The organism is Mycobacterium sp. NGS19 (assembly GCF_059813155.1).
In genome coordinates, this window is the sequence record NZ_JCALEB010000005.1 from 359,518 (window position 1) to 385,788 (window position 26,271).

The window sequence follows — 26,271 nt, forward strand, 5'->3', positions numbered from 1 at the left end:
CTCTGACACGAACGAGATAGGAACAACAAGCCATGGCACGCGTGAAGCGGGCGGTCAACGCCCACAAGAAGCGGCGCACCATTCTCAAAGCCTCCAAGGGCTACCGCGGCCAGCGGTCTCGGCTGTACCGGAAAGCCAAAGAGCAGCAGCTGCGTTCGCTGAACTACGCCTACCGCGACCGTCGGGCGCGCAAGGGCGAGTTCCGCAAGCTGTGGATCTCCCGGATCAACGCGGCCGCCCGCGCCAACGACATCACCTACAACCGGTTCATCCAAGGCCTCAAGACGGCCGGCGTGGAGGTCGACCGCAAGAACCTGGCCGAGATCGCGGTGAGCGATCCGGCGGCGTTCACCGCGCTGGTCGCCGTCGCGAGAGCCGCGCTGCCTGACGATGTCAACGCTCCGACGTCCGGCGAGGCCGCCTGAGGCCGGTCCTCACTGAACGCTCGTCGCGGGTGACCGCCGCGGCGAAGTTGCACCGCCACGTCGCCCGTCAGCGGGCCGGGCGGTTCCTCGCCGAAGGGCCCAACCTCGTCGCGGCGGCGCTGCGTCAGGGGACGGCGCGCGAGTTGTTCGTCACCGAGGCCGCCGCATCGCGGTTCCTCGCGCTGCTCGACAGTGCCGACGTGCCAGTCCATCTGGTGACCGAGCGCGCTGCAAAGGCACTGTCCGACACCGTGACTCCGGTAGGTCTCGTGGCGGTGTGCGAGCCTCGGGCGGTGTCGCTGTCCGATGTCCTTTCCGAGCAGCCGCCGCGGGTCGTCGTCGCCGTCGGGATCTCTGAACCGGGCAATGCCGGCACGCTGGTCCGGCTCGCGGACGCGTTGGGCGCCGCCGCGGTGGTCCTGTCGGGGCACAGCGTCGATCCATACAACGCGAAGTGCCTGCGGGCTTCCGCAGGCAGCGTGTTCACGATCCCGGTAGTCGTGGAGCCGGATCCCGCCGCGGTGATCGACGCGTTGCACGAAGCGGCCCTGCAGGTGTTCGCGACGACGCTCGACGGCGAGGTCACCCTCGACGAGGCGGAGACGGCGCTGGCAGCGCCGACAGCGTGGGTGTTCGGATCCGAAGCACACGGGTTGGCGCCGCACATCGCAGAACGTGCCGACCGGCGCGTGCGGATCCCGATGTCCGGCGGTGCCGAAAGCCTCAATGTCGCAGCGGCAGCGGCAATTTGCCTGTATATGACGGCGCGGGTGCAGCGGCTGCACCGCCGCTAAGCAGCCCGGCTTCGCCCTCGCGCAGGCCGCAGCCCAGCTAGTGAGAACGTGCTGTGCACCAGCGACCCGGCACGCTCGACGATCGTCTTACGGCGGGGGACGTAGTGCATCGGCAGGCCACGCCGGTCGCGGGGCGGCCCCATGAAGGCCGGCGCCTCCACCAGCGGCGCGTCTGCGGGCAATTTGCCTGCCGCACGCTTGTAGGCCGCCACGGCTCGCGGATGCAGCCGGATCTCCTCGGGTACCACCACGAACAGTGCTTCGACGGCCTTGCCGAAGAGCCGCAGCAGGATCTCGTCGCCAGGGGTCCAGCGCATGCCCGCCTTCTCGCGCACCGCCGGGTCGAACAGCCCGGCCGCGATCCAGCGTTGCCCGGCGATCAGAGGTTTGAACATCTGATCCCACACGGGCGTGGGCAGCAGCACGAATTTCGGCTTGGGGATGCGGATGTCGAAGATGTCGCGCGCCGCCTGGTTCATCTCCAGTTCCTCGCGGCACACCCGGTCCCAGTACTGCTGGAATTCTTCCCAGGTCTTGGGCACGGGGCGCATGCTCATGCCGTACATGCGGTACCACCGCACGTGCTCGTCGAACAGCTGACGCTTCTCGGCCTCGGTCAGCCCACCGCAGAAGTATTCGGCCGTCTTGAGCACCAGCATGAAAAACGTGGCGTGCGCCCAGTAGAACGTTTCCGGGTTCAGCGCGTGATAGCGACGGCCCTCGGCATCGACGCCCTTGATGGTCTTGTGGTAACTGCGGACCTGCTCGCCGGTCTGGCGCGCCCGGTCTCCGTCGTAAACCACGCCCATGATCGGGTACACCGACCGGGCCACCCGCTGCAGCGGTTCGCGCAACACGATCGAGTGCTCCTCGACGCCCGCACCGAGCTCCGGGTACATGGTCTGCAGGGCGCCGATCCACACGCCCATCATTCCGGTACGCAGGTCACCGAAGTATTTCCACGTCAGCGAATCGGGTCCGAGCGGATCGACGTCGGAGTTCGGGGACGAACCGGTGATGGATGGCGCGCGCACGCTTCCTCCTGAGAACTGCCAGTATCCCGAGAATAATGTTGACAACACACGTTGTCTACCAGCCTGCAGTGGTGTGTTATCTGCGGGCAATCGCCCCGCCGCACCGCTGTGACCAGCCTATTTACCCCGCCGACGGCGGCAGTGAGGCAGAGCTGACATTGCTAGCGGTCAGAACCGGCCTCTACGCTGGCGAATGTGCAAGTCGAGCCGTCCGGCGACGCAACCGGCGGCCTCGGGGAAGTTGACGGGTCACCCGATGACCGGCCGGAGCAATCGCCACCCAAACGGGGCGGAGCAGCGGCGTGGCTGACGAACACCAATCACAAACCCGGGGTCATCGCCGCGATCCGTCGTGCCCGTAAAGCCCTGCCGGGCGATCCGCACTTCGGCGATCGGCTGTCGGCGAGCGGGATCGGCGGACCGGCCGCAGCAGCGCGTGCCACGGATCGGCTGCTGGGCGATCGCGACGCGGTGACCCGCGAACTCAGTCTCGGCGCGTTGCAGGTGTGGCAGGCGCTCAGTGAACGCATCACCCGCAAGCCCACGCAGGACGAAGTGACGCTGGTGTTCACCGACTTGGTCGGGTTCTCGCGATGGGCCTTGAAGGCGGGTGACGACGCCACGCTCAAGCTGCTGCGACAAGTGGCGCAGGTCGTGGAACCGCCGCTGCTGGAAGTCGGCGGTCAGGTGGTCAAGCGGATGGGCGACGGCATCATGGCCGTGTTCCCCGACCCGGTCACCGCCATCGCCGCGATCAGCGTCGCCACCGAGGCACTCAAAAACGTTGAGGTAGAGGGCTACTCGCCTGTGATGCGGGTGGGCATCCACACGGGCCGACCGCAACGGATCGGCTCGGACTGGCTGGGCGTCGACGTGAACATCGCGGCCCGCGTGATGGAATGCGCAGGCAAGGGCGGTGTGCTGGTGTCGGGTGCCACGCTGGAGCGGTTGACACCCGAGCAGCTCGACCAACTCGGCGTCTACGCCAAGCGTCTGCGCCGGCCCATGTTTGCCCACCGGCTCAGCGGGGTACCTCCGGACATCACCATGTATCGGCTGGAAACTCGCAGAGACCTCGCAGCCGCCGATACGCCGAAACACGGTCGCGCCCAGGAATAGTGGAGTCGATGGTCACGCGAACGCTGTCCACATTGTTTCGCCTGCGGGTCACGCTTGGTTATGCGGCTGCCCTGCTGGTGGTTGCCGTCACGCTCGTGATGCTCGGTCCCGCAGCACAGCACCACGTGATTGCGCACATGAGCACGAATCTGCACAATCTCGCCCACTTTCGGCTCGGCACCCTGATCGGCAGCGCGTTCGTCACCGAGACAGGACCCATTTGGGTGTGGTTGCCGGGGCTGGTCAGCCTGCTGGCGTTGGCGGAGCTGCTGTGGCGCAGCGGGCGGGTGCTGGTCACCTTCGCCGCAGGGCATGTGGGGGCGACGCTGATTGTCGCGGCAGGGTTGGCCGCGGCCGTCAAGCTGGGCTGGCTGCCGATGTCCGTCGCGCACGACCCGGACGTCGGGATCAGCTACGGCGCCGTCGCGATATTGGGTGCGCTCACCGCGGCGATTCCGTCACGCTGGCGGCCGGCCTGGATCGGCTGGTGGGTGTCGGTGGGGCTGTTGGCGGTGTGCGCCAACGCCGACTTCACCGACGGCGGCCACTTCGTAGCGCTGCTGGTCGGCATTGTGCTGTCGCTGCGATTCGGCACCGTCACCCGCTGGACCCGGGTACGGGTGGCGCTGTTCGGCATGGGCGCCGCATTCGGCTATCTGGTTCTGGTGAACACCGGGCTGTCGCTGGTGCTCGCGCCCATCGTCGGGGTCGTAGGCGGATTCACCGCGCACTGGGTCGCAAGCCGGTGGCGCGCCCGTCGTGCCACGCCCGAACTGGCCGCTGCGTCGACGTAGCAGCACCAAGCGTCGAGGTCGCGGCGCACCGGCATCACCTATGATCGCCGGGTGGCTGATCAGCCCGTGGACCTCTCGGAAGAAGCACTGGCCAAGGCAGTCAGTGCTGCTCGTGATGCCTTCGATCTGGCTGCCGACCTCGACGCGCTGGCACGGGCCAAGACCGAACATCTGGGCGACCGTTCGCCGGTGGCACTGGCCCGCCAGGCTCTGGGCAGCATGCCCAAGACGGATCGCGCCGACGCCGGCCGACGGGTCAACATCGCACGTGCCGAGGTGCAGCGGGCTTACGACGAGCGGCTGGCTGTACTGCGAGCCGAACGCGACGCCGCCGTGCTGGTCGCCGAACGCATCGACGTCACGCTGCCGTCCACCCGCCAGCCGGTCGGGGCGCGGCACCCGATCACGATTCTGGGTGAGCACGTTGCCGACACGTTTGTCGCGATGGGCTGGGAGCTCGTCGAGGGACCGGAGCTGGAAACGGAGCAGTTCAACTTCGACGCTTTGAACTTCCCGCCTGATCACCCGGCGCGCAGCGAACAAGACACGTTCCACGTCGCACCGGAGGGTTCACGCCAAGTGCTGCGCACCCACACGTCGCCGGTGCAGATCCGCGCGCTCCTCGAGCGCGAGCTGCCCGTGTACGTCGTCTCGATCGGGCGCACCTTTCGCACCGACGAGCTCGACGCCACGCACACTCCGGTGTTTCACCAAGTCGAGGGGCTTGCTGTGGATCGGGGGCTGACCATGGCCCATCTGCGTGGCACGCTCGACGCGTTCGCGCGCGCGGAGTTCGGGCCGCAGGGCCGCACCCGCTTTCGCCCGCACTTCTTCCCGTTCACCGAGCCGTCGGCCGAAGTGGACGTCTGGTTCGCCGGCAAGAAGGGCGGCGCGGGCTGGGTCGAGTGGGGCGGCTGCGGAATGGTGCACCCGAATGTGTTGCGCGCCTGCGGAATAGACCCCGATGTCTACTCCGGCTTCGCGTTCGGTATGGGCCTGGAGCGCACGCTTCAGTTCCGCAACGGCATCTCGGACATGCGCGACATGGTCGAAGGCGACATTCGCTTCTCGCTGCCGTTCGGGGTAGGAGCCTGATGCGGGTTCCGTACAGCTGGCTGCGCGACGTCGTGCAGGCCGGGGCGCCCGGATGGGACGTGCCGCCCGACGAGCTCGAGCAGGCGTTGATCCGCATCGGACACGAGGTCGAAGAGATCATCCCGGTGGGGCCCGTCACCGGCCCGCTCACCATCGGCCGCGTCGTCGACATCGAAGAACTCACCGAGTTCAAGAAGCCGATCCGCGCGGTGAAAGTGGATGTGGGTGAGCATGATCCTCGCGACATCGTCTGCGGCGCAACCAATTTCGCGGTCGGCGAGCTGGTGGTCGTGGCGCTTCCCGGTACGGTGCTGCCGGGTGATTTCACGATCGGGTCGCGCAAGACCTACGGGCGGATCTCCGACGGCATGATCTGCTCGGCGGCCGAACTGCGCCTGGGCGCCGACCACAGCGGGATCATCGTGCTGCCCGACGGCACGGCATCGCCCGGTGACGACGCGGCGCCAGTCCTGGGCCTCGACGATGTGGTGTTTCATCTGGCGATCACCCCCGACCGCGGCTACTGCTTGTCTGTGCGCGGCCTGGCCCGCGAGATCGCGTGCGCCTACGACCTCGACTTCATCGACCCGGCCGACGTGCCGGCGCTGCCCGCCGAGGGCGAGGCCTGGCCGTTGAGCATCGACCCCGCAACGGGTGTGCGGCGGTTCGCGCTGCGTCCGGTGACCGACATAGACGCGGCCGCGGTGTCGCCGTGGTGGTTGCGCCGGCGGCTTCTGCTGTGCGGGATCCGGCCGATCTATCCGGCCGTCGACGTGACCAACTACGTGATGCTCGAGCTCGGCCATCCGATGCACGCGCATGACCGCAACCGGATCACCGGCGGGCTGCGTGTGCGGTTCGCGCGGCAAGGCGAAACTGTCGTCACCCTCGACGACATCGAACGCCGGCTGACCGAACACGACGTGTTGATCGTCGACGACGTCGCCACCGCGGCGATCGGCGGCGTGATGGGCGCCGGTACCACCGAGATGCGCGACGACTCCACCGACGTGCTGCTCGAGGCCGCCGTATGGGACCCCGCCGCCGTGTCGCGCACGCAGCGCCGACTGCATCTGCCCAGCGAGTCTGCGCGCCGCTACGAGCGTTCCGTCGACCCGGCGATCTCCGTCGCCGCTCTCGATCGCGCATCGGCGTTGCTGGCCGAAATCGCCGGTGGCACTGTGCAACCCAAGCTCACCGACTGGCGCGGCGAGCCGCCCCGCGACGACTGGTCGATGCCGCCCATCGACATGGCCGCCGATCTGCCCGACCGCATGGCAGGGGTGAGCTATCCCGACGGTGCCACGCGGCGGCGCCTGGAGCAGATCGGCGCGACCGTGACGTCGCGCGACGCAACACTGACCGTGACGCCGCCGAGCTGGCGGCCAGATCTTCTGCAGCGGGCCGACCTCGTCGAGGAGGTACTGCGGCTCGAGGGGCTCGAGCTGATTCCGTCGGTGATGCCGCTGGCGCCGCCCGGCCGCGGACTGACCGCTGGGCAGAAACGCCGCCGGGCGATCAGCAAGTCGCTCGCGCTGTCCGGCTACATCGAGGTATTGCCGTCGCCGTTTCTGCCCGCGGGCGTGTTCGACCAGTGGGGTCTGCCGGACGACGATCCGCGACGCGTCACGATGAAGGTACTCAACCCGCTGGAGGCAGACCGTCCGGAGTTGGCGACGACGCTGCTGCCAGGACTACTGGAAGCATTGAGTCGCAACGTATCCCGTGGTTTCGTCGACGTCTCGCTGTTCGCGGTCGAGCAGGTGGTGTTGCCGACGGAGCGCACCCGGGCGAGCGACCCGCTGCCGGTGGATCGCCGCCCGACGGACGCGGAGATCACCGCGCTCGACGACTCACTGCCGCGCCAACCGCAGCACGTCGCCGCGGTGATGGCCGGACTGCGCGAGCCGCGCGGGCCGTGGGGGCCGGGCCGGCCGGTGGAAGCGGCCGACGCGTTCGAGGCAGTGCGCACGGTGGCGCGTGCGGCCGGCGTCGAGCTGACGCTGCGCGCGGCTCAACAGCTGCCGTGGCATCCGGGCCGGTGTGCGCAAGTACTGGTCGGGCACTCGGTCGTCGGGTATGCGGGCCAACTGCATCCGGCGGTGGTGGAGCGCAGCGGATTGCCGAAGGGCACCTGCGCGGTCGAACTGGATCTCGACGCGATCCCGATCGCCGAGACGCTGCCGGCGCCGATGGTGTCGCCGTTCCCGGCGGTGTTCCAGGACGTCAGCCTCGTCGTCGCGACCGATGTCGCCGCCCAAGCCGTGATCGACGCGCTGCGGGAAGGCGCTGGCGAACTGCTGGAGGACATCCAGCTTTTCGACGTCTACACCGGCCCGCAGATCGGCGAGGGCCGCAAGTCGCTGACGCTGGCGCTGCGGTTCCGGGCCGCCGACCGCACGCTGACCGAAGAAGAGGCCTCTGCGGCGCGGCAGTCGGCGGTGCGCCTCGCCGCCGAGCGGGTCGGGGCGGTTCAGCGCGGCTGACATCCGTTCCTTGCCGCGAGCGCGCGTGTTTGCACACCGACACGCCGGGGCTGTGCGTACAACAGCGCACGCTCGCCACCTATCGCGGGAATGAATTTGCAACGGTTTGCATAACCATGCGAAAATTTGCCCTATGACCACGGTAGCTGTCGCAGGGGCAAGCGGGTATGCGGGCGGGGAGATCCTGCGGTTGCTGCTCGGCCACCCCGCCTACGCCGACGGCCGCCTGACGATCGGAGCCCTCACCGCTGCGACGAGTGCCGGCAGCACGCTGGCCGAGCACCATCCGCATCTGCTGCCGCTGGCCGCTCGGGTGCTCGAACCCACCGAGGCGCGCGTGCTCTCAGGGCACGACGTCGTCTTTCTCGCCCTGCCACACGGCCACTCCGCAGCACTCGCCGAACAACTCGGCCCCGACACGCTGATCATCGACTGCGGCGCGGACTTCCGCCTCACCGATGCAGCGGCGTGGGAGCGCTACTACGACTCGCCGCATGCCGGCAGCTGGCCCTACGGCCTGCCCGAATTGCCCGGCCACCGCGACCGGTTGCGCGGCGCGCGTCGCATCGCGGTGCCAGGCTGCTACCCGACGGCGGCGCTGCTCGCGCTGCTGCCCGCCGTCGACGAAAACCTCATCGAGCCCGTCGTCACCGTCGTAGCCGTCAGCGGAACTTCAGGCGCCGGGCGCGCCGCCAAAGCGGACCTGCTCGGCTCGGAGGTCATCGGGTCGGCGCGCGCCTACAACATCGGGGGCGTCCACCGCCACACGCCCGAGATCGCGCAGGGACTACAGGCGCTCACCGACCGTCCCGTGCACGTTTCGTTCACCCCGGTGCTGGTCCCGATGTCACGCGGCATCCTGGCCACCTGCACCGCGCGGACGGCCACCCCGCTGTCGCGGCTGCGAGAGGCGTATGAAAAGTCCTACGACATCGAGCCTTTCGTGTGGCTGCTGCCAGAAGGCCAACTACCGCGCACCGGTGCGGTCGTCGGAAGCAACGCCGCCCAGGTAGCGATCGCGGTCGACGAGGACGCCGGCATGTTCGTCGCCGTGTGCGCAATCGACAACCTCGTCAAGGGTACTGGCGGCGCAGCGGTGCAGTCGATGAACATTGCGTTGGGATGGCCTGAGACTGAGGGACTTTCGATCGTCGGGGTGGCGCCGTGACGGGGCTGTCGACGCATACTCGGCTTGTCCGCACCCAGGGTGTCACCGCCCCTGCGGGCTTTCGCGCGGCCGGCATCTCAGCGGGCATCAAAGCGTCCGGTGGCCTCGATCTGGCCCTGGTGTTCAACGAAGGACCGGACTACCACGCAGCTGCGGTGTTCACTCGCAACAAGGTCAAGGCTGCCCCGGTGTTGTGGACACAGCAGGTCATGACCACCGGCCGCCTGCGCGCCGTGATTCTCAACTCCGGTGGCGCCAACGCATGCACAGGCCCGCAGGGCTTCCAGGACACCCATGCGACCGCCGAAGCGGTAGCGGCTGCGCTGTCGGACTGGGGAACCGAAACCGGCGCCATCGAGGTGGGCGTCTGCTCGACCGGGTTGATCGGCGACCGGCTGCCGATGGACAAGGTGCTTAACGGCGTGCGCGATATCGTCCACGACCTGGCCGGCGGGCTGTCCGGCGGTGAAGAAGCTGCACGCGCCATCATGACCACCGACACCGTGCCCAAACAGGTTGCGCTGCACCACGCCGACAACTGGACCGTCGGCGCAATGGCCAAGGGCGCAGGGATGCTTGCGCCGTCGCTGGCCACCATGCTGTGCGTGATCACCACTGATGCGGTCGCCGATGCGGACGCGCTCGACACCGCGTTGCGCCGCGCCACGGCGGCCACGTTCGACCGGCTCGACGTAGACGGCAGCTGCTCCACCAATGACACCGTCGTGCTTCTGGCCTCCGGCGCCAGTGAGATCGCGCCCAGCCAAACCGATCTCGATGACGCCCTGCTACGGGTGTGCGACGACCTCGTCATCCAGCTGCAGGCCGATGCCGAAGGCGTCACCAAGCGGGTGACGATCACCGTGACCGGGGCTGCGACGGAAGACGACGCGCTTACCGCGGCACGCGTGATCGCCCGCGACAGCCTGGTGAAGACCGCGCTGTTTGGCTCCGACCCCAACTGGGGCCGGGTGGTGGCCGCCGTCGGGATGGCGCCGGTTCAGCTGGATCCCGACCGAATTACCGTGTCCTTCAACGGCTTTCGCGTATGCACTGACGGGGTTGGCGCACCCGGGGCACGTGAAGTGGACCTCAGCGCGCCCGACGTCGACGTGACGGTGGACATCGGTGTCGGCGACGCGCGCGCGTCAATCCGGACCACTGACCTGTCGCACGGCTATGTCGAAGAGAACTCGGCTTACAGCTCATGACCGCCCCCACGCTCACGCCGCAGATCAAGGCACATGTGCTCGCCGAGGCGCTGCCGTGGCTGAAGGCACTGCACGACAAGATCGTCGTGGTCAAGTACGGCGGCAACGCGATGACCGACGATGCGTTGCGCCAGGCGTTCGCCGCGGACATGGTCTTCCTGCGCACCTGCGGTATTCACCCCGTCGTCGTGCACGGGGGAGGGCCTCAGATCACCGCGATGCTCAAACGCCTCGGCATCGCGGGCGATTTCAAGGCCGGCTTCCGCGTCACCACGCCGGAAGTGCTCGACGTCGCGCGGATGGTGCTGTTCGGGCAGGTGGGTCGTGAACTGGTCAACCACATCAACGCGCACGGGCCCTACGCGGTCGGCATCACCGGAGAAGACGCCCAGTTGTTCACCGCGGTGCGGCGCAGCGTGACCGTCGACGGCGTGGCCACCGACATCGGCCTGGTCGGCGACGTGGCTGCCGTGAATACCGCCGCGGTGCTGGATCTCATTGCGGCAGGCCGTATTCCGGTGGTCTCCTCGTTGGCGCCCGACGCCGACGGAGTGGTGCACAACATCAACGCCGACACCGCCGCCGCGGCGCTCGCCGAAGCGTTGGCAGCCGAGAAGCTGCTCATGCTCACTGATGTGGAGGGCATCTACACCCGCTGGCCGGACCGCAGCTCATTCGTCAGCGAAATCGACACGCATACGCTGGCCGAGCTACTGCCCACGCTGGACGCCGGCATGGTGCCGAAGGTGGAGGCGTGTCTGCGGGCGGTGGCGGCCGGGGTGCCCAGTGCACACGTGATCGACGGCCGCGTCGACCATTGCGTGCTGGTCGAGTTGCTCACTGACGCCGGCACAGGCACGAAGGTGGTGAAAGCGTGACGCTGCAAGACCGCTGGGCCGCCGTGATGATGGACAACTACGGCACGCCGCCCCTGGCGTTGGCCAGCGGCGACGGCGCCGTCGTCACCGACGTCGACGGCAACCGCTACCTCGATTTGCTCGGCGGCATCGCGGTCAACTTGCTCGGCCATCGCCACCCCGCCGTCATCGAGGCGGTGACGCGCCAGTTGAACACCCTGGGCCACACGTCGAACCTCTACATGCATGAACCCGGAATCGCGTTGGCGGAGGCGTTGATAGGGCTGTTGGGCGCCGACGCCGACGCGCGGGTGTTCTTCTGCAACTCCGGAGCCGAGGCCAACGAGCTGGCGTTCAAGTTGTCGCGGCTGACTGGGCGCACGAAACTTGTCGCGGCACAAGAAGCGTTCCATGGCCGCACCATGGGTGCGCTGGCGTTGACGGGCCAGCCCACCAAGCAGGCGCCGTTCGAACCGCTGCCCGGCGACGTGACGCACGTGCCGTACGGCGACATCGACGCGCTCGCAGCCGCTGTAGCCGATGACACCGCGGCGGTGTTTCTCGAGCCGATCATGGGTGAGAGCGGCGTGGTCGTCCCCCCCGCGGGTTATCTTGTTGCGGCGCGGGAGATCACGGCCGCGCACGGCGCATTGTTGGTGCTCGACGAGGTTCAGACCGGTATGGGTCGCACCGGCGCATTCTTCGCCCATCAGCACGACGGCATCACGCCCGACGTCGTCACCATGGCCAAGGGCCTCGGCGGCGGGCTGCCGATCGGCGCCTGCATCGCCGTGGGCCGAGCCGCCGGATTGATGACACCCGGCCTGCACGGCAGCACCTTCGGCGGCAACCCGGTGTGTGCGGCGGCAGCACTGGCGGTGCTGCGCACCATTGGCGAGCAGGACCTCGTCGGGCGTGCCGGTGTGCTCGGTAAGACCCTCAGCCACGGCATCGAGTCCCTCGACCACCCACTCGTCGACCATGTCCGCGGCCGCGGCCTGCTGCGCGGTGTCGTGCTGCGCTCGCCGGTGGCCAAGCCGGTGGAGTCGGCCGCCCGCGAAGCCGGCTTCCTGGTCAACGCGCCGGCCCCGAACGTCGTGCGGCTCGCACCTCCGCTGATCATCACCGAGGCGCAGATCGACGAGTTCCTGAGCGCCCTGCCGCACGTGCTCGAAAAGGCAAGCCAGTGAAGCACTTTTTGCGCGACGACGACCTCACGCCCGCCGAGCAGGCCGACGTGCTGCAGCTGGCCGCCGAGATCAAGAAGGATCCCTTCAGTCGCCGGCCGCTCGACGGCCCGCGCGGCGTCGCGGTGATCTTCGACAAGAACTCGACACGCACCCGGTTCTCGTTCGAACTCGGCATCGCCCAACTCGGCGGCCACGCCGTCGTCGTCGACGGGCGTGCCACCCAGCTCGGCCGCGACGAGACACTGGAAGACACAGCGCGGGTGCTGTCCCGCTATGTCGACGCGATCGTGTGGCGCACCTACGGCCAGGATCGGCTCACCGCGATGGCCTCTGCCGCCACGGTGCCGGTGGTCAATGCGCTGTCCGACGAATTCCACCCCTGCCAGGTGCTGGCTGATCTGCAGACGGTCGTCGAGCGCAAGGGCCACCTCGCCGGTCTCCGACTGTCGTACTTCGGGGACGGAGCCAACAACATGGCGCACTCGTTGCTGCTCGGCGGCGCGACCGCCGGCATGCACGTCACCGTTGCGGCGCCGCAAGGATTCGAACCACATCCCGACGTACTCGCCGCCGCCGAGGCGCGCGCCAGCGAGACCGGCGCATCCGTCACGGTCACCTCCGACCCGGCGGCTGCTGCCGACGGCGCCGACGTGCTCGTGACCGACACGTGGACATCGATGGGCCAGGAGCACGACGGGCTCGACCGGGTCGGACCGTTCGTGCCGTTCCGGGTGGACAGGCGGCTGCTGGGCTATGCGCACGCCGATGCCCTTGTGCTGCACTGCCTTCCGGCCCACCGCGGTGACGAGATCACCGACGAGGTCATCGACGGTGTGCACAGTGCCGTCTGGGACGAGGCCGAGAACCGGCTGCACGCCCAGAAGGCGCTACTGGTCTGGCTGCTGGAGCGGAGCCGATGACCACTGGCAAAGCACCCGAGGTCGGTACCAGCCGCGCCGCCCGGCAGGCCCGCATCGTGGCGATCCTGTCGTCGCGCGCTGTACGCAGTCAGAGCGAACTGGCCGCCGCACTGGCCGAAGAGGGCATCGAAACCACTCAGGCGACCCTGTCGCGCGATCTCGAAGAGCTCGGCGCGGTGAAGCTGCGCGGCGCCGACGGCGGCGCGGGCGCCTACGTGGTCCCCGAGGACGGTAGCCCAGTGCGCGGAGTTTCCGGTGGCACGGAACGGCTTTCGCGGCTGCTGGGCGAGCTGCTGGTTTCCACCGATGCCAGCGGTAACCTTGCCGTGCTGCGCACCCCGCCGGGCGCCGCCCACTATCTGGCCCTGGCGATCGACCGGGCCGCCCTTCCCTACGTCGTAGGCACCGTCGCCGGCGACGACACGATACTGGTGGTCGCACGCGACCCGATGACCGGTGCCCAGCTGGCCACCCGACTTGACGAATTGCGTTGACTAACAAGGAGATTATCGATGTCTGATCGCGTCATCCTGGCGTACTCCGGCGGTCTGGACACGTCGGTGGCGATCAGCTGGATCGGCAAAGAGACCGGCCGCGAGGTGGTGGCCGTGGCGATCGACCTCGGACAGGGCGGCGAAGACATGGAGCTGGTGCGCCAGCGTGCCCTCGACTGCGGTGCGGTCGAGGCGGTGGTGGTCGACGCGCGCGACGAGTTCGCCAACGAGTATTGCGTGCCCACGATCCAGTCGAACGCGCTGTACATGGACCGCTACCCGCTGGTGTCGGCGATCAGCCGACCGCTGATCGTCAAGCACCTCGTGGCCGCGGCACGGGAGTACGGCGGCAGTACGGTCGCACACGGCTGCACGGGCAAGGGCAACGATCAGGTGCGCTTCGAAGTCGGATTCGCCTCGCTGGCGCCGGATCTCGAGGTGTTGGCGCCGGTCCGCGACTACGCGTGGACCCGCGAGAAGGCCATCGCGTTCGCCGAGGAGAACGCGATCCCGATCACCGTCAGCAAGCGCTCACCGTTCTCCGTCGACCAGAACGTCTGGGGCCGGGCAGTGGAAACCGGGTTCCTGGAGCATTTGTGGAACGCGCCCACCAAAGACGTGTACGCCTACACCGAAGACCCGACCCTCAATTGGTCGACGCCTGATGAGGTGATCGTCGGCTTCGAACGCGGTGTGCCGGTGTCGATCGATGGCCGCGCGGTGACCGTGCTGGAAGCGATCGAAGAGCTCAACCGGCGGGCCGGCGCGCAAGGCGTCGGCCGCCTCGACGTCGTCGAGGACCGCCTCGTCGGGATCAAGAGCCGCGAAATCTACGAGGCCCCCGGTGCGATGGTGTTGATCACCGCGCACACCGAGCTCGAACACGTGACGTTGGAACGCGAACTCGGCCGGTTCAAGCGAACCACCGATCAGCGCTGGGCGGAGCTCGTGTATGACGGGCTGTGGTATTCGCCGCTGAAGACCGCGCTGGAGGCGTTCGTCGCCAAGACGCAAGAACACGTCACCGGTGAGATCCGAATGGTGTTGCACGGCGGGCACATTGCCGTCAACGGCCGCCGCAGCCCGGAGTCGCTCTACGACTTCAACCTGGCCACGTACGACGAGGGCGATACGTTCGACCAGTCCGCCGCACGAGGTTTCGTCCACGTCCACGGGCTGTCGTCGAAGATTGCCGCCCGCCGCGACCTGAGCACGTGATGCTCCCTCGCCATGGCACGAGCGTGCGCCGTTGCACACCAGCCCCGGCGTGTCGCCGTACAGACGCGCACGCTCGCGGGGAAAGGGGCGGGCGGTGAGCAAGCTGTGGGGTGGCCGGTTCGCCGGTGGGCCGGCGCCTGAGCTCACCGCGCTGAGCAAGTCCACCCACTTCGACTGGGCCCTCGCCCCCTACGACATCGCAGCCTCGAAAGCCCACGCCCGCGTGCTCTTTCGGGCCGGGCTGCTCACCGAACAGCAGCGCGACGGGCTGCTTGCCGGGTTGGACAGTCTCGCCGCCGACGTCGCCGACGGAAGCTTCCGCCCCGACGACAGCGACGAGGACGTGCACAGCGCACTGGAGCGCGGACTGATCGAACGGGTCGGCGACGACCTCGGCGGACGGCTGCGGGCCGGGCGGTCACGCAACGACCAAGTCGCGACGCTGTTCCGGATGTGGCTGCGCGACGCACTGCGCCGCGTGGGCGCGGGTGTGCTCGACGTCGTCGCGGCGCTGACCACCCAGGCCGCCGCCTACCCGGCCGCAATCATGCCGGGTAAGACGCACCTTCAGCCCGCCCAGCCGGTGCTGCTGGCGCATCACCTTCTGGCACACGCGCATCCGCTGCTGCGGGACGTCGAACGCATCGTCGACTGCGACAAGCGCGCGGCCACGTCACCGTACGGGTCCGGTGCACTGGCCGGCTCGTCGTTGGGGCTGGACCCGGATGCGATCGCTGACGAGCTGGGTTTCGTGGCGGCAGCGGACAACTCGATCGACGCTACCGCTGCACGTGACTTCGCCGCCGAGGCGGCGTTCGTGCTCGCGATGATCGGTGTGGATCTGTCGCGGCTTGCCGAGGATGTGATCCTCTGGAGCACGACAGAATTCGGATATGTGACGCTGGCTGACGCGTGGTCGACCGGCAGTTCGATCATGCCGCAGAAAAAGAACCCCGACATCGCCGAGCTGGCCCGCGGGAAGTCCGGCCGGATGATCGGCAACCTGACCGGTCTGCTGGCCACGCTCAAGGCCCAGCCGCTGGCCTACAACCGCGATCTGCAGGAGGACAAGGAGCCGGTGTTCGACTCGGTGGCGCAGCTGGAGCTGCTGCTGCCGGCGATGGCCGGCCTCGTGTCGACCTTGGAATTCGACGAGCAGCGGATGGCTGCTCTGGCGCCTGCCGGGTACACACTGGCGACCGATGTCGCCGAATGGCTGGTCCGGCAAGGTGTTCCGTTCCGTATCGCGCATGAAGCCGCCGGCGCGGCGGTCCGCATCGCCGAGGCCCGCGGGGTAGGGCTGCAAGATCTCACCGACGAGGAATTCGCACAGGCCCACCCCCAGCTCACGCCGCAGGTTCGCGAGGTGCTGACAATCGAGGGCTCGGTTGCCTCCCGTGACGCCCGCGGGGGCACCGCACCGGCGCAGGTTGCCAGGCAGCTTGACGTCGTACAGGAGAAAGCACATCACCTGCGCAATGCGCTGGAGCGCTAACCTTCTGCCGCCGCCAACCACGCGTCTTCGAGCTCGGCCTTACGTCGTGTGACGGAGTCCAATTCGGCCGTCAGCTCGGCCAACCGGACATGATCGTGGGCGGCGGCGGCCATCACCTCGTGCAGCTCGGCGATTCGCCTGTGCACCTTGTCGAGCTGACTTTCGATGCGCGCCAGCTCCTTTCCGGTGCGCCGAGCCCGTGCGGCAGCCGACTCGGCCCGATCCCGATCGGCTCCGCCGCGTGAACCCGAATCGTGTTGGCGCACCGACAGATACTGATCGATGCCACCCGGTAGCAGCTCGCAGCGGCCATCGCCGGACAGTGCGTACGTGACGTCGGTGACGCGCTCCAGGAAATACCGGTCATGCGTGACGACGATCAACGTGCCCGCCCAGCCGTCCAGGTAGTCCTCGACCACGGTCAGGGTGTCGATGTCGAGGTCGTTGGTCGGCTCGTCGAGCAGCAGCACGTTCGGCTCGTCCAGCAGCAGCCGCAGGAACTGCAGCCGCCGGCGCTCGCCACCGGACAGGTCAGCGATCCGTGCGGTCATCAGTTCGCCGGTGAATCCGAAGTCCTCGAGCAGCGTCGCCGCGCTGACCTCCCGGCCACCGGCAAGCTGTGCGATGCGCCGCCGACTCTCCACCGCATCGAGGACACGTTCCTCACCGGCCAGCTCGGCCAAACCCTGGCTGAGGTAGCCGATACGTAAAGTCTTGCCCCGCTTGATCTTTCCGGCAGTGGGTGACAGGTGGCCGGCCAGCAGCCGCAACACCGACGTCTTGCCGGTGCCGTTGACGCCGATCAGCCCGATGCGGGCACCGGGGCCGATCGACCAGTCCACCCCGTCGAGCACGCAGCGGCCACCCACTTCCAGCCGCACACCGTGCAGGTCGAACACGTCCTTGCCGAGCCGGTTGGTGGCAAACCGTTGCAGCACCAAAGAATCGCGTGGCGGTGGTTCGTCGGCGATGAGGGCGTTGGCGGCCTGAATGCGAAATCTGGGTTTGGAGGTGCGCGCCGGCGGTCCACGCCGAAGCCACGCCAGCTCTTTGCGCATCAGGTTGCGCCGGCGCGCCTCGGCGCTGGCCGCCAGGCGCATCCGTTCGGCGCGAGCCAGCACGTACGCCGCATACCCGCCGTCGTAAGCGTCGACCACGCCGTCGTGCACCTCCCACATCCGGGTGCAGACCGCATCGAGGAACCACCGGTCGTGGCTGACCATCACCAGCGCCCTCGCGGCACCTGCGGCCAGATGCCCGGCCAGCCAACCGATGGCCTCCACGTCGAGGTGGTTGGTCGGTTCGTCGAGCATCAGCACGTCGTGGCGGGCCAGCAACACGGCCACCAGCGCGACCCTGCGGCGCTCACCACCGCTGAGTGTCCCGACCGCGGCGTCCAGGTCGACGCCCGCCAGCAGGTGCTGGACCACGGCACGGGTGGTCGGGTCGCCTGCCCAGACGTGGTCGGGCCGGCCGGCGACGATGATCCGGCGCACCGTGTGGCTGCTGTCGAAGTCGTCGGTCTGGCCGAGGTAGCCGACCGACAAGCCCGCGGTATGCGTGATCCGGCCACCGTCGGGCGCGCGGACAGCGGCCAAGGTGGTCAGCAGCGTCGTCTTGCCGTGGCCGTTGCGCCCGACGACCCCGATCGCGTCGCCGTCGTCCACCCCCAGGCTGACCGCGTCGAGCAGGGTGCGCGTGCCGTAGGAGACGGTGACGCGCTCGGCGTTGATGAGGTTGGGCATCAGCCGCCGATGATATGTAGCGACGTGCCAGAATGGCGGGCGGCAATCTGGGGGACGTCGAAGGGTGGAGGCAGCGCCGATGGTGGACTTGTCACCGATCACCAGGCCGATCGGCCGCTTGATCGCCACCGCTCAGAACGGCCTCGAGGTCCTCCGCTACGGCGGATTGGAGACCGGGACCGTCCCGTCTCCCTTCCAGATCGTCGAGAGCGTACCGATGTACCGGCTGCGGCGGTACTTTCCGCCGGACAATCGCAACGGGCAATCGCCCGTCGGGCCGCCGGTCCTGATGGTGCATCCGATGATGATGTCGGCGGATATGTGGGACGTCACGCGTGAAGACGGCGCCGTCGGCATTTTGCACAAGGCCGGAATCGATCCGTGGGTCATCGACTTCGGCTCGCCGGATCGCGTCGAAGGCGGCATGGAGCGCACGCTCGCCGACCACATCGTCGCGATCAGCGAGGCCATCGACACGGTCAAGAAGACGACCGGCCAAGACATTCACCTCGCGGGCTACTCGCAGGGCGGCATGTGGGCCTATCAGACCGCCGCCTATCGACGCTCGCGCGATCTCGCGAGCATCATCGCGTTCGGCTCGCCGGTGGACACGCTCGCAGCGCTGCCGATGGGGCTTCCGCCCAACATCGCGCCCGCGGCCGCCGAATTCATGGCCGACCATGTGTTCAGCCGTGTCGATATCCCAGGCTGGTTGGCCCGCACCGGTTTTCAGCTGCTGGACCCAGTCAAGACCGCGAAAGCGCGCATCGACTTCTTGCGTCAGCTCCACGACCGCGAAGCGTTGTTGCCGCGGGAGCAGCAGCGCCGCTTCCTGGAGCGCGAGGGGTGGATCGCCTGGGGCGGTCCGGCGATCTCGGAGTTGCTCAAACAGTTTATCGCCCACAACAGGATGATGACGGGCGGCTTTTCGATCCACGGCGAGCTGGTCACGCTGACCGACATCGTCGTGCCGATTCTCGCGGTCATCGGCGAGGTCGACGACATCGGACAGCCGGCGGCCGTGCGCGGTATCCAGCGTGCGGCGCCCAACGCTGATGTCTACGAATACTGCATCCGCAGCGGCCATTTCGGTCTCGTCGTCGGCTCCAAGGCGTCCGCCCAAACGTGGCCGACCGTCGCCGCCTGGGTGAAGTGGCTGTCCGGCGAAGGCAACATGCCTGAAGGCATCTGCCGGATGTCTCCCCAGCCGACCGAACACAAGGAGAGCGGTGTGCCGTTGTCATCCCGGGTGGCTCACGGCGCCGGCGTCGCATCAGAAGTGGCGTTCGACATCGCCCGGTCGGCGGGCAACGCCGTCGTCGCCGCGAACAAGTCCATGCGGTCGCTGGCTGTCGAAACCGCCCGCACGTTGCCGCGGCTGGCTCGTCTCGGCCAGATCAACGAGCACACCCGGATCTCCTTGGGCCGCATCATGTCCGAGCAGGCGGCCAACGCACCCAAGGGGGAGTGCCTGCTGTTCGACGGCCGCGTGCACACCTACGAGGCCGTCGACACCCGAATCAACAACGTCGTGCGCGGGCTGATCGAAGTCGGTGTGCGCCAAGGCGACCGGGTCGGTGTGCTGATGGAGACCAGGCCCAGCGCGCTGGTCGCCATTGCGGCGCTGTCGCGGCTGGGCGCCGTCGCGGTGTTGATGCCGCCGGACGCGGACCTGGCTGCGGCCGCTCGCCTCGGCGGCGTGCACCAGATCATCACCGATCCCACCAACCTCAAAGCCGCACGCCGACTGTCGCTTCAACTTCTGGTGCTCGGCGGCGGCGAGAGCCGCGACTTGCACCTGATGCCGAACGACGACGCCGTGATCGACATGGAGAAGATCGACCCCGACGCCGTCGAGCTGCCGGGCTGGTACCGGCCAAACCCGGGCCTGGCCAAGGACATCGCCTTCGTCGCGTTCGCCCAAAGCGGGGGCGAGCTGGTGGCCCGGCAGATCACCAACTACCGATGGGCGCTGTCGGCGTTCGGAACCGCGTCGACGGCCGCGTTGAGCCGCCGCGACACCGTGTACTGCCTCACCCCGCTGCATCATCCCTCCGGTTTGTTGGTGAGCTTGGGCGGTGCCGTGGTCGGCGGCTCTCGGATCGCGTTGTCGCGTGGGCTGCGCCCGGACCGGTTCGTGCATGAGATACGCCAGTACGGCGTGTCGGTGGTGACGTACACCTGGGCGATGCTGCGCGAGGTGCTGCAGGACCCGGCCTTCGACTTGAAGGGCCACCATCCGGTGCGGTTGTTCATCGGTTCGGGCATGCCGACGGGGTTGTGGCAGCGTGTTGTCGACGAGTTTGCGCCGGCCCATGTCGTCGAGTTCTTCGCGACCACCGACGGGCAGGCGGTACTCGCCAACGTCGCGGGCGCCAAGGTCGGCAGCAAGGGCAGGCCGCTGCCCGGGGCGGCGTATGTCGAACTGGCCGCGTACGACCCCGAGTCGGACCTGATTCTCGAAGACGAGCGCGGATTCGTGCGGCGAGCGGGCACGGACGAGGTCGGCGTGCTACTGGCCCGGCCGCGGGGACCGGTGGATCCGCACGCGTCGGTCAAGCGGGGGGTGTTCTCACCCGGTGACACCTGGATCTCCACCGAGTATCTGTTCCGGCGTGACGGCGACGGCGACTTCTGGCTGATGGGCACCCGCAGCTCGGTGATCCGCACGGCCCGCGGTGCGGTGTTCGACGCCCCGATCAACGACACGATCTCGCTGATGCCGGCCGTCGACCTCGCCGTGACGTACGGCGTGGACGTCGGCGACCACCAGGTCGCGGTGACGGCGGTGACCATGTGCAGCGGGGCTGCGATCTCGGCGGCAGACCTGAGCGAGGCGATGGCCCCCCTGGGTAAGGACCGACCGGACTTCGTGCACGTGGTGCCGGATCTCACGCTGAGCGCCTCGTACCGGCCGACGGTGGGCGCGCTGCGCCACGCGGGCATCCCCAAGGCCGGTCGTCACGCGTGGTTCCTGGATCCGGAGACCAACCGTTACAAGCGATTGACCGCGCCGGCCCGCGCCGAGTGGGAACGAGCGTCCCGCTGATCACGCCTGTCACCGGGCCTCGACCGCTGTTAAGCTCCGTCGGTGGCACATCGCCGCTTCGCCATCGGCTTCGGGAGGGATCGCATGACGATTGAGCCGAAGAACAGCGTGCGACGAGCAGTCAAGGCGGCACTCGCGGGCGCCGGACTCGCGATGGCGCTCGCATTCGGCCCCGCAGTCGGCACGGCCCGCGCCGACGTGCTCGACGATCTGGCACAGGAATTCACCACCGCCGCGGGCGCGGGCCAGATATCCAGCCTGTTGAACCAGTCGCTGAAGCTGCGGTCCATGGGGGTCAAGCCCACGGCAGGCGAGCTCACCGCCGTGCAGGATTCGCTGAAGTACCGGCCCAACCAGACCCCGCTGATCAACGCCCTCAAGGCCTTGGTCGCCGGTCAGAACCACCGGCTCGAGCAGGCGAAGGCGGCGTCGAAGGGCGGCAACGACTACTCGATCGGCATCAACCAGTACAACCCGAGCAGCCCAGGGGGAATCAGTGTGGGCCCGGGCGGCATCAACATCGGTGGCAACCCGTGGACAGTGGGTGACGGCCGGGCACCCGGGCAGTCGGTCGGTCCGCCCGGATGATCGAAGCCGGTCTCGACGAGAAGCTGCTGAGCATCCTGGTCTGCCCGGCCGATCGGGGACCACTGCTCTATGTGGACGATGTGCTCTACAACCCGCGGCTGCGCCGCGCCTACCGGATCGACGACGGCATCCCAGTGCTTCTGGTCGACGAGGCCGTCGACGTGTCCGACGACGAACATCGTCGGCTCATGTCGCTGGCCAGCCCGGCAGATCGCCAGTGAGATAGCGCTGCAGATTGGGCCCGATCGTTTCCGCGATCTGCTCGACAGGCAGTGACTTGAACGGGTCCAGCTCCAAGATGTAGCGCGCCATCACGACGCCGACGAGCTGTGACGCCACGAATTGCACGCGGACCGCGCCCGAGCCCGGTGGATCGTCCACGCGCGGTCCGATTTCCGCGGCGATCACCTCTTGCAGAAACGACCGCAGCAACGTCACCTCCGACCCTGCCAACAGCGAGCGTATCGTCGCGATGAAGCCCTTGCCGGCCTCAGAATCCCATAGCGGCAGCAGAAGTCTGGGCAACCTATAGCCGATCTGATCGACCGGGGTTTCGCGTAACGGACCGATGACCTCCATCGGATCGATCGGCACATGGATGGCCGCGGCGAACAGTTGCTGCTTGCTGCCGTAGTAGTGGTGCACCAATGCCGCATCGACCCCGGCCGCGGCTGCCACAGCGCGAATCGACGTCTTGTCGATACCGTTGCGCGCGAACAGTTCTCGCGCGCAGACCAGGATTCGCTCCCGGGTATCCGATGTGCCGGCCGGTCGTCCGGGCCGGCGTCGCTGCGGTGTCGTCGTCAACCTCACGGAGTCCTTCGCCGAAGTGTCGCCGCCGCCAAGGCCAGCGCTATGACGGCACAGCCGATGACGACGACGATGTCACGCACCGCGGTACCGGTCAGCTCCGGATGGGCCCCGACCTGCTGCAGCGCCTCGAGAGCATAACTGGCGGGCATGACGTTGGAAATCCACTGCAGCCATTCGGGCATCGCGGCGCGTGGCACGATGATCCCGGCCAGCAGCAGCTGCGGCACCATCACCAGCGGGATGAACTGCACTGCCTGAAACTCGGTGCGCGCGAACGCACTACACAGCAGACCAAGACCCACCCCGAGCACTGCGTTGACAATCGCGATAGCGAACACCCACGCCGGACTGCCTGCGGTGGTGAACCCGAGAATCCAGAACGCCACGACACACGCCAGCGTCGCCTGCGCTGCGGCAGCTATGGAGAACGCGGTGCCGTACGCCGCCAACAGATCGAGTCGGCGCAATGGAGTTGTCAGTATGCGTTCCAAAGTGCCTGAGGCTCTTTCGCGCTGCATGGTGATCGCGGTGATCACGAACATCACGAACAACGGGAACAGGCCGAGCAGCACCAGGCACGCGGTGTTGAATCCCGACGGCGCGCCGGGGCGTGACGGCACGTTGTGGAACATGAAGTACATCAGCGTGATGATGAGCACCGGCACCAGCAGAATCATCGCGATGCTGCGTCGGTCGGCGGCCAGCTGGCGCAGGATGCGTGCGGTGCTGGCGGTGTAGCCGCGCAGCCCTATCCGGCTTGGCGCTCGGTGCTGCGCCTGATGATGGACAGAAACGCTTCCTCCAGTGAGCTGCATCCTGTGTCCTCTCGTAGTCGGGCGGGCGTCGTGTGAGCCACCAGATGTCCTTCGCGCATCAGCACCACGTCGTCGCAGTGGTCCGCCTCGTCCATCACATGACTCGAAACCAGAAGCGTGACACCGCTTTTCGCGAGCGCACGAAACCGCTGCCACAAATCGGCTCGCAACACCGGGTCGAGTCCCACCGTCGGTTCGTCGAGCACCAACACATCCGGGTGACACACCAGAGCGCAGGCCAGCGACACCCGGGCACGTTGTCCGCCGGACAGATTCGCGCTGTAGGCGGACCGGTGCTCGCCGAGGCCGACGGCGTCGATCGCCGCGTCGGCGTCGTCGGCACCCATGCCGTACAGCGCCGCAAAGTAGCGCACGTTGTCGACGACCCGCAGATCGTTGTAGATGGTCGGATCCTGCGGCATGTAGCCGATGCGCCGACGCAGCGCCGGCGCGCCGGCCGGCTGACCGAGCACAGTGACAGTTCCCGCGGCCACGATCTGTGTACCGACGATCGAGCGGATCAACGTGGTCTTGCCGCAGCCGGACGGACCCAGCAGGCCGGTGATCGTGCCGCCGGCGATCTGCACGGACAGGTCGTGGATAGCGGGGCGCTTCCCGCGGATGACGCGCAGGTGCTCGACGGAAATGGCGGCCTCCGCACCTCGCCCCAACAATTCACCACTCGATGAACTCATCATGAGATGAATTTTGTGCCTCGCGGGGGCCGGTGTCAAGGGACAGGCACAATCTGTGCGGTGGGAGTTGAGTCGCTTGTCGTCGATCCGCCCACCGCGGCAAGGCGGCTACTGGGCGCTCGCCTGGTCACAAATGACGTCAGCGCCACAATCGTCGAGGTCGAGGCCTATGGCGGACCACCGAATGGGCCATGGCCGGACCCGGCGTCGCATTCGTTTCGGGGGCCCAACGGCCGCAATGCAGTGATGTTCGGCGCGGCCGGCAGGCTGTACACATATCGCAGTCACGGCATCCATGTCTGCGCCAACGTGGTGTGTGGCCCAGAGGGCACGGCGGCAGCGGTATTACTGCGAGCTGCGGTGGTCGACGACGGCATCGACGTTGCCCGATCACGCCGCGGCGAGGGAGTGCGTGAGCGAGCGTTGGCGCGCGGGCCCGGCAACCTGTGTTCGGCACTCGGGATCTCGATGGATCACTACGGCGTCGACCTGTTCGACACCGCCAGCCCCGTTCGGCTCGCGCTGCGCGGCGCGCTCGCTGCGGAAAGCGGGCCGCGCGTCGGAGTCAGTCAGGCTGCGGACCGGGCGTGGCGCTTCTGGTTGGCAGGCCGGCCCGAGGTGTCGGCGTACCGCCGTAGTCCCCGCGCGCCTGCGCCGGGATCCAGCAGCTGACGTCGGCCGCGCTGCCGCATGCGATCCAAATCTGCCGAATACGGAAAGATCGACCTGGTGAGTACGACGATCCTCGATGAGCTGGGCTGGCGTGAGCTGATCGCACAGTCCACCGATACCGACGCACTCGCCGCCGAACTGGCCGCACCACCGGTCACGCTGTACGCCGGGTTCGACCCGACCGCTCCCAGCCTGCATGCCGGCCATCTCGTGCCGCTGCTCACGCTGCGCCGCTTCCAGCAGTTCGGGCACCGGCCGATCGTGCTGGCCGGTGGTGCCACCGGACTGATCGGGGATCCCCGCGACACCGGCGAGAGGGTGCTCAACACCAGCGACACGGTCGCCGAGTGGGCCGCGCGCATCCGTGGACAGCTCGAGCGGTTCGTCGATTTCGACGGACCCGCCGGCGCGATCGTCGAGAACAATCTCTCGTGGACATCCGAGCTGACCGCGATCGATTTCCTCCGCGACGTCGGCAAGTACTTCTCCGTCAACGTGATGCTCGACCGCGACACGATCCGGCGCCGCCTCGACGGCGAAGGCATCTCCTACACCGAATTCAGCTACATGCTGTTGCAGGCCAACGACTATGTGGAATTGTTCCGGCGGCACCACTGCACACTGCAGATCGGCGGGTCGGATCAGTGGGGCAACATCATCGCCGGCGTGCGTCTGGTCCGCCAGAAGCAAAGCGCAACGGTGCACGCGCTGACGGTTCCGTTGGTGACGTCTGCGGACGGCACCAAGTTCGGCAAGTCCACGGGCGGTGGCAACCTTTGGCTGGACCCGGACATGACGAGCCCGTACGCCTGGTACCAGTACTTCATCAACACGGCCGACGCCGACGTCGTCCGGTACTTGCGCTGGTTTACATTCCTCACCGCCGACGAGATCGAGGAGCTCGCCGAGGCGACGACGACGCGGCCACACCAAAGGGCTGCGCAGCGTCGGCTCGCGCGCGAGCTCACCACGCTGGTGCACGGCGAGGCGGCGACGGAGTCGGTGGAGCTCGCCAGTCAGGCGTTGTTCGGCCGCGGCGAGCTGTCACGCCTCGATGAGCCGACGCTGGCTGCCGCGCTGCGGGAAGCATCGGTCGCAGAGCTGAAGCCGGGTGCGCCGGATGGGATCGTGGACCTGTTGGTGGCCACTGGGCTCACGCCGAGCAAGGGTGCCGCGCGTCGGACCATTGCCGAGGGGGGAGTGTCGGTCAACAACGTCCGGATCGACTCGGAGGACTGGACGCCTCGATCAGGCGACTACCTCTATGGACGGTGGCTGGTGCTGCGGCGAGGCAAGAGGAATATTGCCGGCGTCGAGCGTGTTGGATGAGCCGCTGGCGCGAAGACCATTGGCAGGGATGAGCCGCTGGCGGGGCCACGGCCCGTGCGCAGACATGAGCCGACCGAGGCGAAACCTGTGCGCTAGCAGCGTATTTGACTCCACGTCGTCCCTCACGTAACTTAATGAAGCCGTTGCGACGCGGCCTCGTCCGCCGAGCGCGATGGCTTCCCAGAGGGAAGTCCACTTCGGTGGGCGCCTCGCCGTCCGCACACTGGTACGCGGCTCAAGCCGCGGGCTGGTTGCGCGGCCGGTG

At 67.9% G+C, this 26,271-nt stretch carries 24 protein-coding genes; 19 read left to right on the plus strand and 5 right to left on the minus strand.

Features of this window, described 5'->3' with window-relative positions; translation table 11 throughout:
• The first annotated feature begins 32 nt into the window (after nucleotides 1-32).
• Nucleotides 33-425 (plus strand): 50S ribosomal protein L20, encoded by a 393-nt coding sequence (gene rplT, locus AC5Y4N_RS17120; protein ID WP_499910061.1) that lies wholly within the window; start codon nucleotides 33-35, stop codon nucleotides 423-425.
• A complete protein-coding gene (locus tag AC5Y4N_RS17125) occupies nucleotides 422-1,219 on the plus strand; it encodes a TrmH family RNA methyltransferase (protein ID WP_499910137.1) in 798 nt (265 codons plus the stop codon). Before rplT ends, AC5Y4N_RS17125 begins: the two co-directional genes overlap by 4 nt.
• On the opposite strand, the gene AC5Y4N_RS17130 is transcribed toward AC5Y4N_RS17125, so the two are convergent.
• The gene (locus AC5Y4N_RS17130) at nucleotides 1,216-2,238 is read right to left on the minus strand and encodes an oxygenase MpaB family protein (protein WP_499910139.1); all 1,023 of its coding nucleotides are present in this window, start codon (nucleotides 2,236-2,238) and stop codon (nucleotides 1,216-1,218) included. The genes AC5Y4N_RS17125 and AC5Y4N_RS17130 overlap by 4 nt on opposite strands.
• Nucleotides 2,239-2,448: 210 nt before the next feature.
• On the opposite strand from AC5Y4N_RS17130, the gene AC5Y4N_RS17135 reads away from it, so the two are divergent.
• From AC5Y4N_RS17135 to argH, 12 genes are all read left to right on the plus strand, one after another.
• A complete protein-coding gene (locus tag AC5Y4N_RS17135; protein ID WP_499910063.1) occupies nucleotides 2,449-3,372 on the plus strand; it encodes an adenylate/guanylate cyclase domain-containing protein in 924 nt (307 codons plus the stop codon).
• 8 nt (nucleotides 3,373-3,380) lie between these two features.
• Nucleotides 3,381-4,166: a rhomboid-like protein gene (locus AC5Y4N_RS17140; RefSeq protein WP_499910065.1), complete on the plus strand. Its 786-nt coding sequence runs from the start codon at nucleotides 3,381-3,383 to the stop codon at nucleotides 4,164-4,166.
• A 51-nt stretch (nucleotides 4,167-4,217) separates the two neighbouring features.
• Complete coding sequence (gene pheS / locus AC5Y4N_RS17145; protein WP_499910067.1) at nucleotides 4,218-5,261, plus strand: phenylalanine--tRNA ligase subunit alpha; 1,044 nt, start codon at nucleotides 4,218-4,220, stop codon at nucleotides 5,259-5,261.
• A complete protein-coding gene (gene pheT / locus AC5Y4N_RS17150) occupies nucleotides 5,261-7,747 on the plus strand; it encodes a phenylalanine--tRNA ligase subunit beta (RefSeq protein ID WP_499910070.1) in 2,487 nt (828 codons plus the stop codon). The genes pheS and pheT overlap by 1 nt, the downstream gene beginning before the upstream one ends.
• A 133-nt stretch (nucleotides 7,748-7,880) precedes the next feature.
• The gene (gene argC / locus AC5Y4N_RS17155; protein WP_499910072.1) at nucleotides 7,881-8,915 is read left to right on the plus strand and encodes an N-acetyl-gamma-glutamyl-phosphate reductase; all 1,035 of its coding nucleotides are present in this window, start codon (nucleotides 7,881-7,883) and stop codon (nucleotides 8,913-8,915) included.
• Nucleotides 8,912-10,126: a bifunctional glutamate N-acetyltransferase/amino-acid acetyltransferase ArgJ gene (argJ, locus tag AC5Y4N_RS17160; protein ID WP_499910074.1), complete on the plus strand. Its 1,215-nt coding sequence runs from the start codon at nucleotides 8,912-8,914 to the stop codon at nucleotides 10,124-10,126. Before argC ends, argJ begins: the two co-directional genes overlap by 4 nt.
• Nucleotides 10,123-11,004: an acetylglutamate kinase gene (argB, locus tag AC5Y4N_RS17165; protein WP_499910076.1), complete on the plus strand. Its 882-nt coding sequence runs from the start codon at nucleotides 10,123-10,125 to the stop codon at nucleotides 11,002-11,004. Before argJ ends, argB begins: the two co-directional genes overlap by 4 nt.
• 26 nt (nucleotides 11,005-11,030) lie before the next feature.
• Nucleotides 11,031-12,173, plus strand: a complete 1,143-nt coding sequence (locus AC5Y4N_RS17170; RefSeq protein ID WP_499910141.1) for an acetylornithine transaminase — start codon at nucleotides 11,031-11,033, stop codon at nucleotides 12,171-12,173.
• Complete coding sequence (gene argF, locus AC5Y4N_RS17175; protein WP_499910078.1) at nucleotides 12,170-13,093, plus strand: ornithine carbamoyltransferase; 924 nt, start codon at nucleotides 12,170-12,172, stop codon at nucleotides 13,091-13,093. The genes AC5Y4N_RS17170 and argF overlap by 4 nt, the downstream gene beginning before the upstream one ends.
• Complete coding sequence (locus AC5Y4N_RS17180; protein WP_499910080.1) at nucleotides 13,090-13,587, plus strand: arginine repressor; 498 nt, start codon at nucleotides 13,090-13,092, stop codon at nucleotides 13,585-13,587. Before argF ends, AC5Y4N_RS17180 begins: the two co-directional genes overlap by 4 nt.
• 18 nt (nucleotides 13,588-13,605) lie before the next feature.
• Complete coding sequence (locus tag AC5Y4N_RS17185) at nucleotides 13,606-14,805, plus strand: argininosuccinate synthase (protein WP_499910082.1); 1,200 nt, start codon at nucleotides 13,606-13,608, stop codon at nucleotides 14,803-14,805.
• A 94-nt stretch (nucleotides 14,806-14,899) separates the two neighbouring features.
• Complete coding sequence (gene argH / locus AC5Y4N_RS17190; RefSeq protein WP_499910084.1) at nucleotides 14,900-16,300, plus strand: argininosuccinate lyase; 1,401 nt, start codon at nucleotides 14,900-14,902, stop codon at nucleotides 16,298-16,300.
• Here the strand turns inward: argH and AC5Y4N_RS17195 are convergent.
• Nucleotides 16,297-18,045 carry an ABC-F family ATP-binding cassette domain-containing protein gene (locus AC5Y4N_RS17195; protein ID WP_499910086.1) on the minus strand — a complete coding sequence of 583 codons (1,749 nt, stop codon included), beginning with the start codon at nucleotides 18,043-18,045 and terminating at the stop codon, nucleotides 16,297-16,299. The genes argH and AC5Y4N_RS17195 overlap by 4 nt on opposite strands.
• Before the next feature lie 79 nt (nucleotides 18,046-18,124).
• Here AC5Y4N_RS17195 and AC5Y4N_RS17200 point away from each other — a divergent pair, with 79 nt between their 5' ends.
• The 3 genes from AC5Y4N_RS17200 to AC5Y4N_RS17210 all read left to right on the plus strand — a co-directional run bounded on the left by AC5Y4N_RS17200 (nucleotide 18,125) and on the right by AC5Y4N_RS17210 (nucleotide 21,903).
• On the plus strand, nucleotides 18,125-21,094 hold the full coding sequence (locus tag AC5Y4N_RS17200) for an acyl-CoA synthetase (protein WP_499910088.1): 2,970 nt from the start codon (nucleotides 18,125-18,127) through the stop codon (nucleotides 21,092-21,094).
• A gap of 84 nt (nucleotides 21,095-21,178) precedes the next feature.
• Nucleotides 21,179-21,682, plus strand: coding sequence for a hypothetical protein (locus AC5Y4N_RS17205; protein ID WP_499910090.1), 504 nt, complete (start codon nucleotides 21,179-21,181; stop codon nucleotides 21,680-21,682).
• Nucleotides 21,679-21,903 carry a Trm112 family protein gene (locus tag AC5Y4N_RS17210; RefSeq protein WP_499910092.1) on the plus strand — a complete coding sequence of 75 codons (225 nt, stop codon included), beginning with the start codon at nucleotides 21,679-21,681 and terminating at the stop codon, nucleotides 21,901-21,903. The genes AC5Y4N_RS17205 and AC5Y4N_RS17210 overlap by 4 nt, the downstream gene beginning before the upstream one ends.
• Here the strand turns inward: AC5Y4N_RS17210 and AC5Y4N_RS17215 are convergent.
• From AC5Y4N_RS17215 to AC5Y4N_RS17225, 3 genes are read right to left on the minus strand one after another with little or no spacing between them, the layout of a single operon-like run.
• On the minus strand, nucleotides 21,869-22,489 hold the full coding sequence (locus AC5Y4N_RS17215; protein ID WP_499910143.1) for a TetR/AcrR family transcriptional regulator: 621 nt from the start codon (nucleotides 22,487-22,489) through the stop codon (nucleotides 21,869-21,871). The genes AC5Y4N_RS17210 and AC5Y4N_RS17215 overlap by 35 nt on opposite strands.
• A 2-nt stretch (nucleotides 22,490-22,491) precedes the next feature.
• On the minus strand, nucleotides 22,492-23,310 hold the full coding sequence (locus tag AC5Y4N_RS17220) for an ABC transporter permease (RefSeq protein WP_499910095.1): 819 nt from the start codon (nucleotides 23,308-23,310) through the stop codon (nucleotides 22,492-22,494).
• Entirely contained in the window at nucleotides 23,244-24,008 is a 765-nt protein-coding gene (locus AC5Y4N_RS17225; RefSeq protein WP_499910097.1) for an ABC transporter ATP-binding protein, read from the minus strand. Before AC5Y4N_RS17225 ends, AC5Y4N_RS17220 begins: the two co-directional genes overlap by 67 nt.
• 3 nt (nucleotides 24,009-24,011) lie before the next feature.
• Here AC5Y4N_RS17225 and AC5Y4N_RS17230 point away from each other — a divergent pair, with 3 nt between their 5' ends.
• Entirely contained in the window at nucleotides 24,012-24,677 is a 666-nt protein-coding gene (locus AC5Y4N_RS17230) for a DNA-3-methyladenine glycosylase (protein ID WP_499910099.1), read from the plus strand.
• 57 nt (nucleotides 24,678-24,734) lie between these two features.
• A complete protein-coding gene (tyrS, locus tag AC5Y4N_RS17235) occupies nucleotides 24,735-26,006 on the plus strand; it encodes a tyrosine--tRNA ligase (protein ID WP_499910146.1) in 1,272 nt (423 codons plus the stop codon).
• Nucleotides 26,007-26,271: the final 265 nt, after the last annotated feature.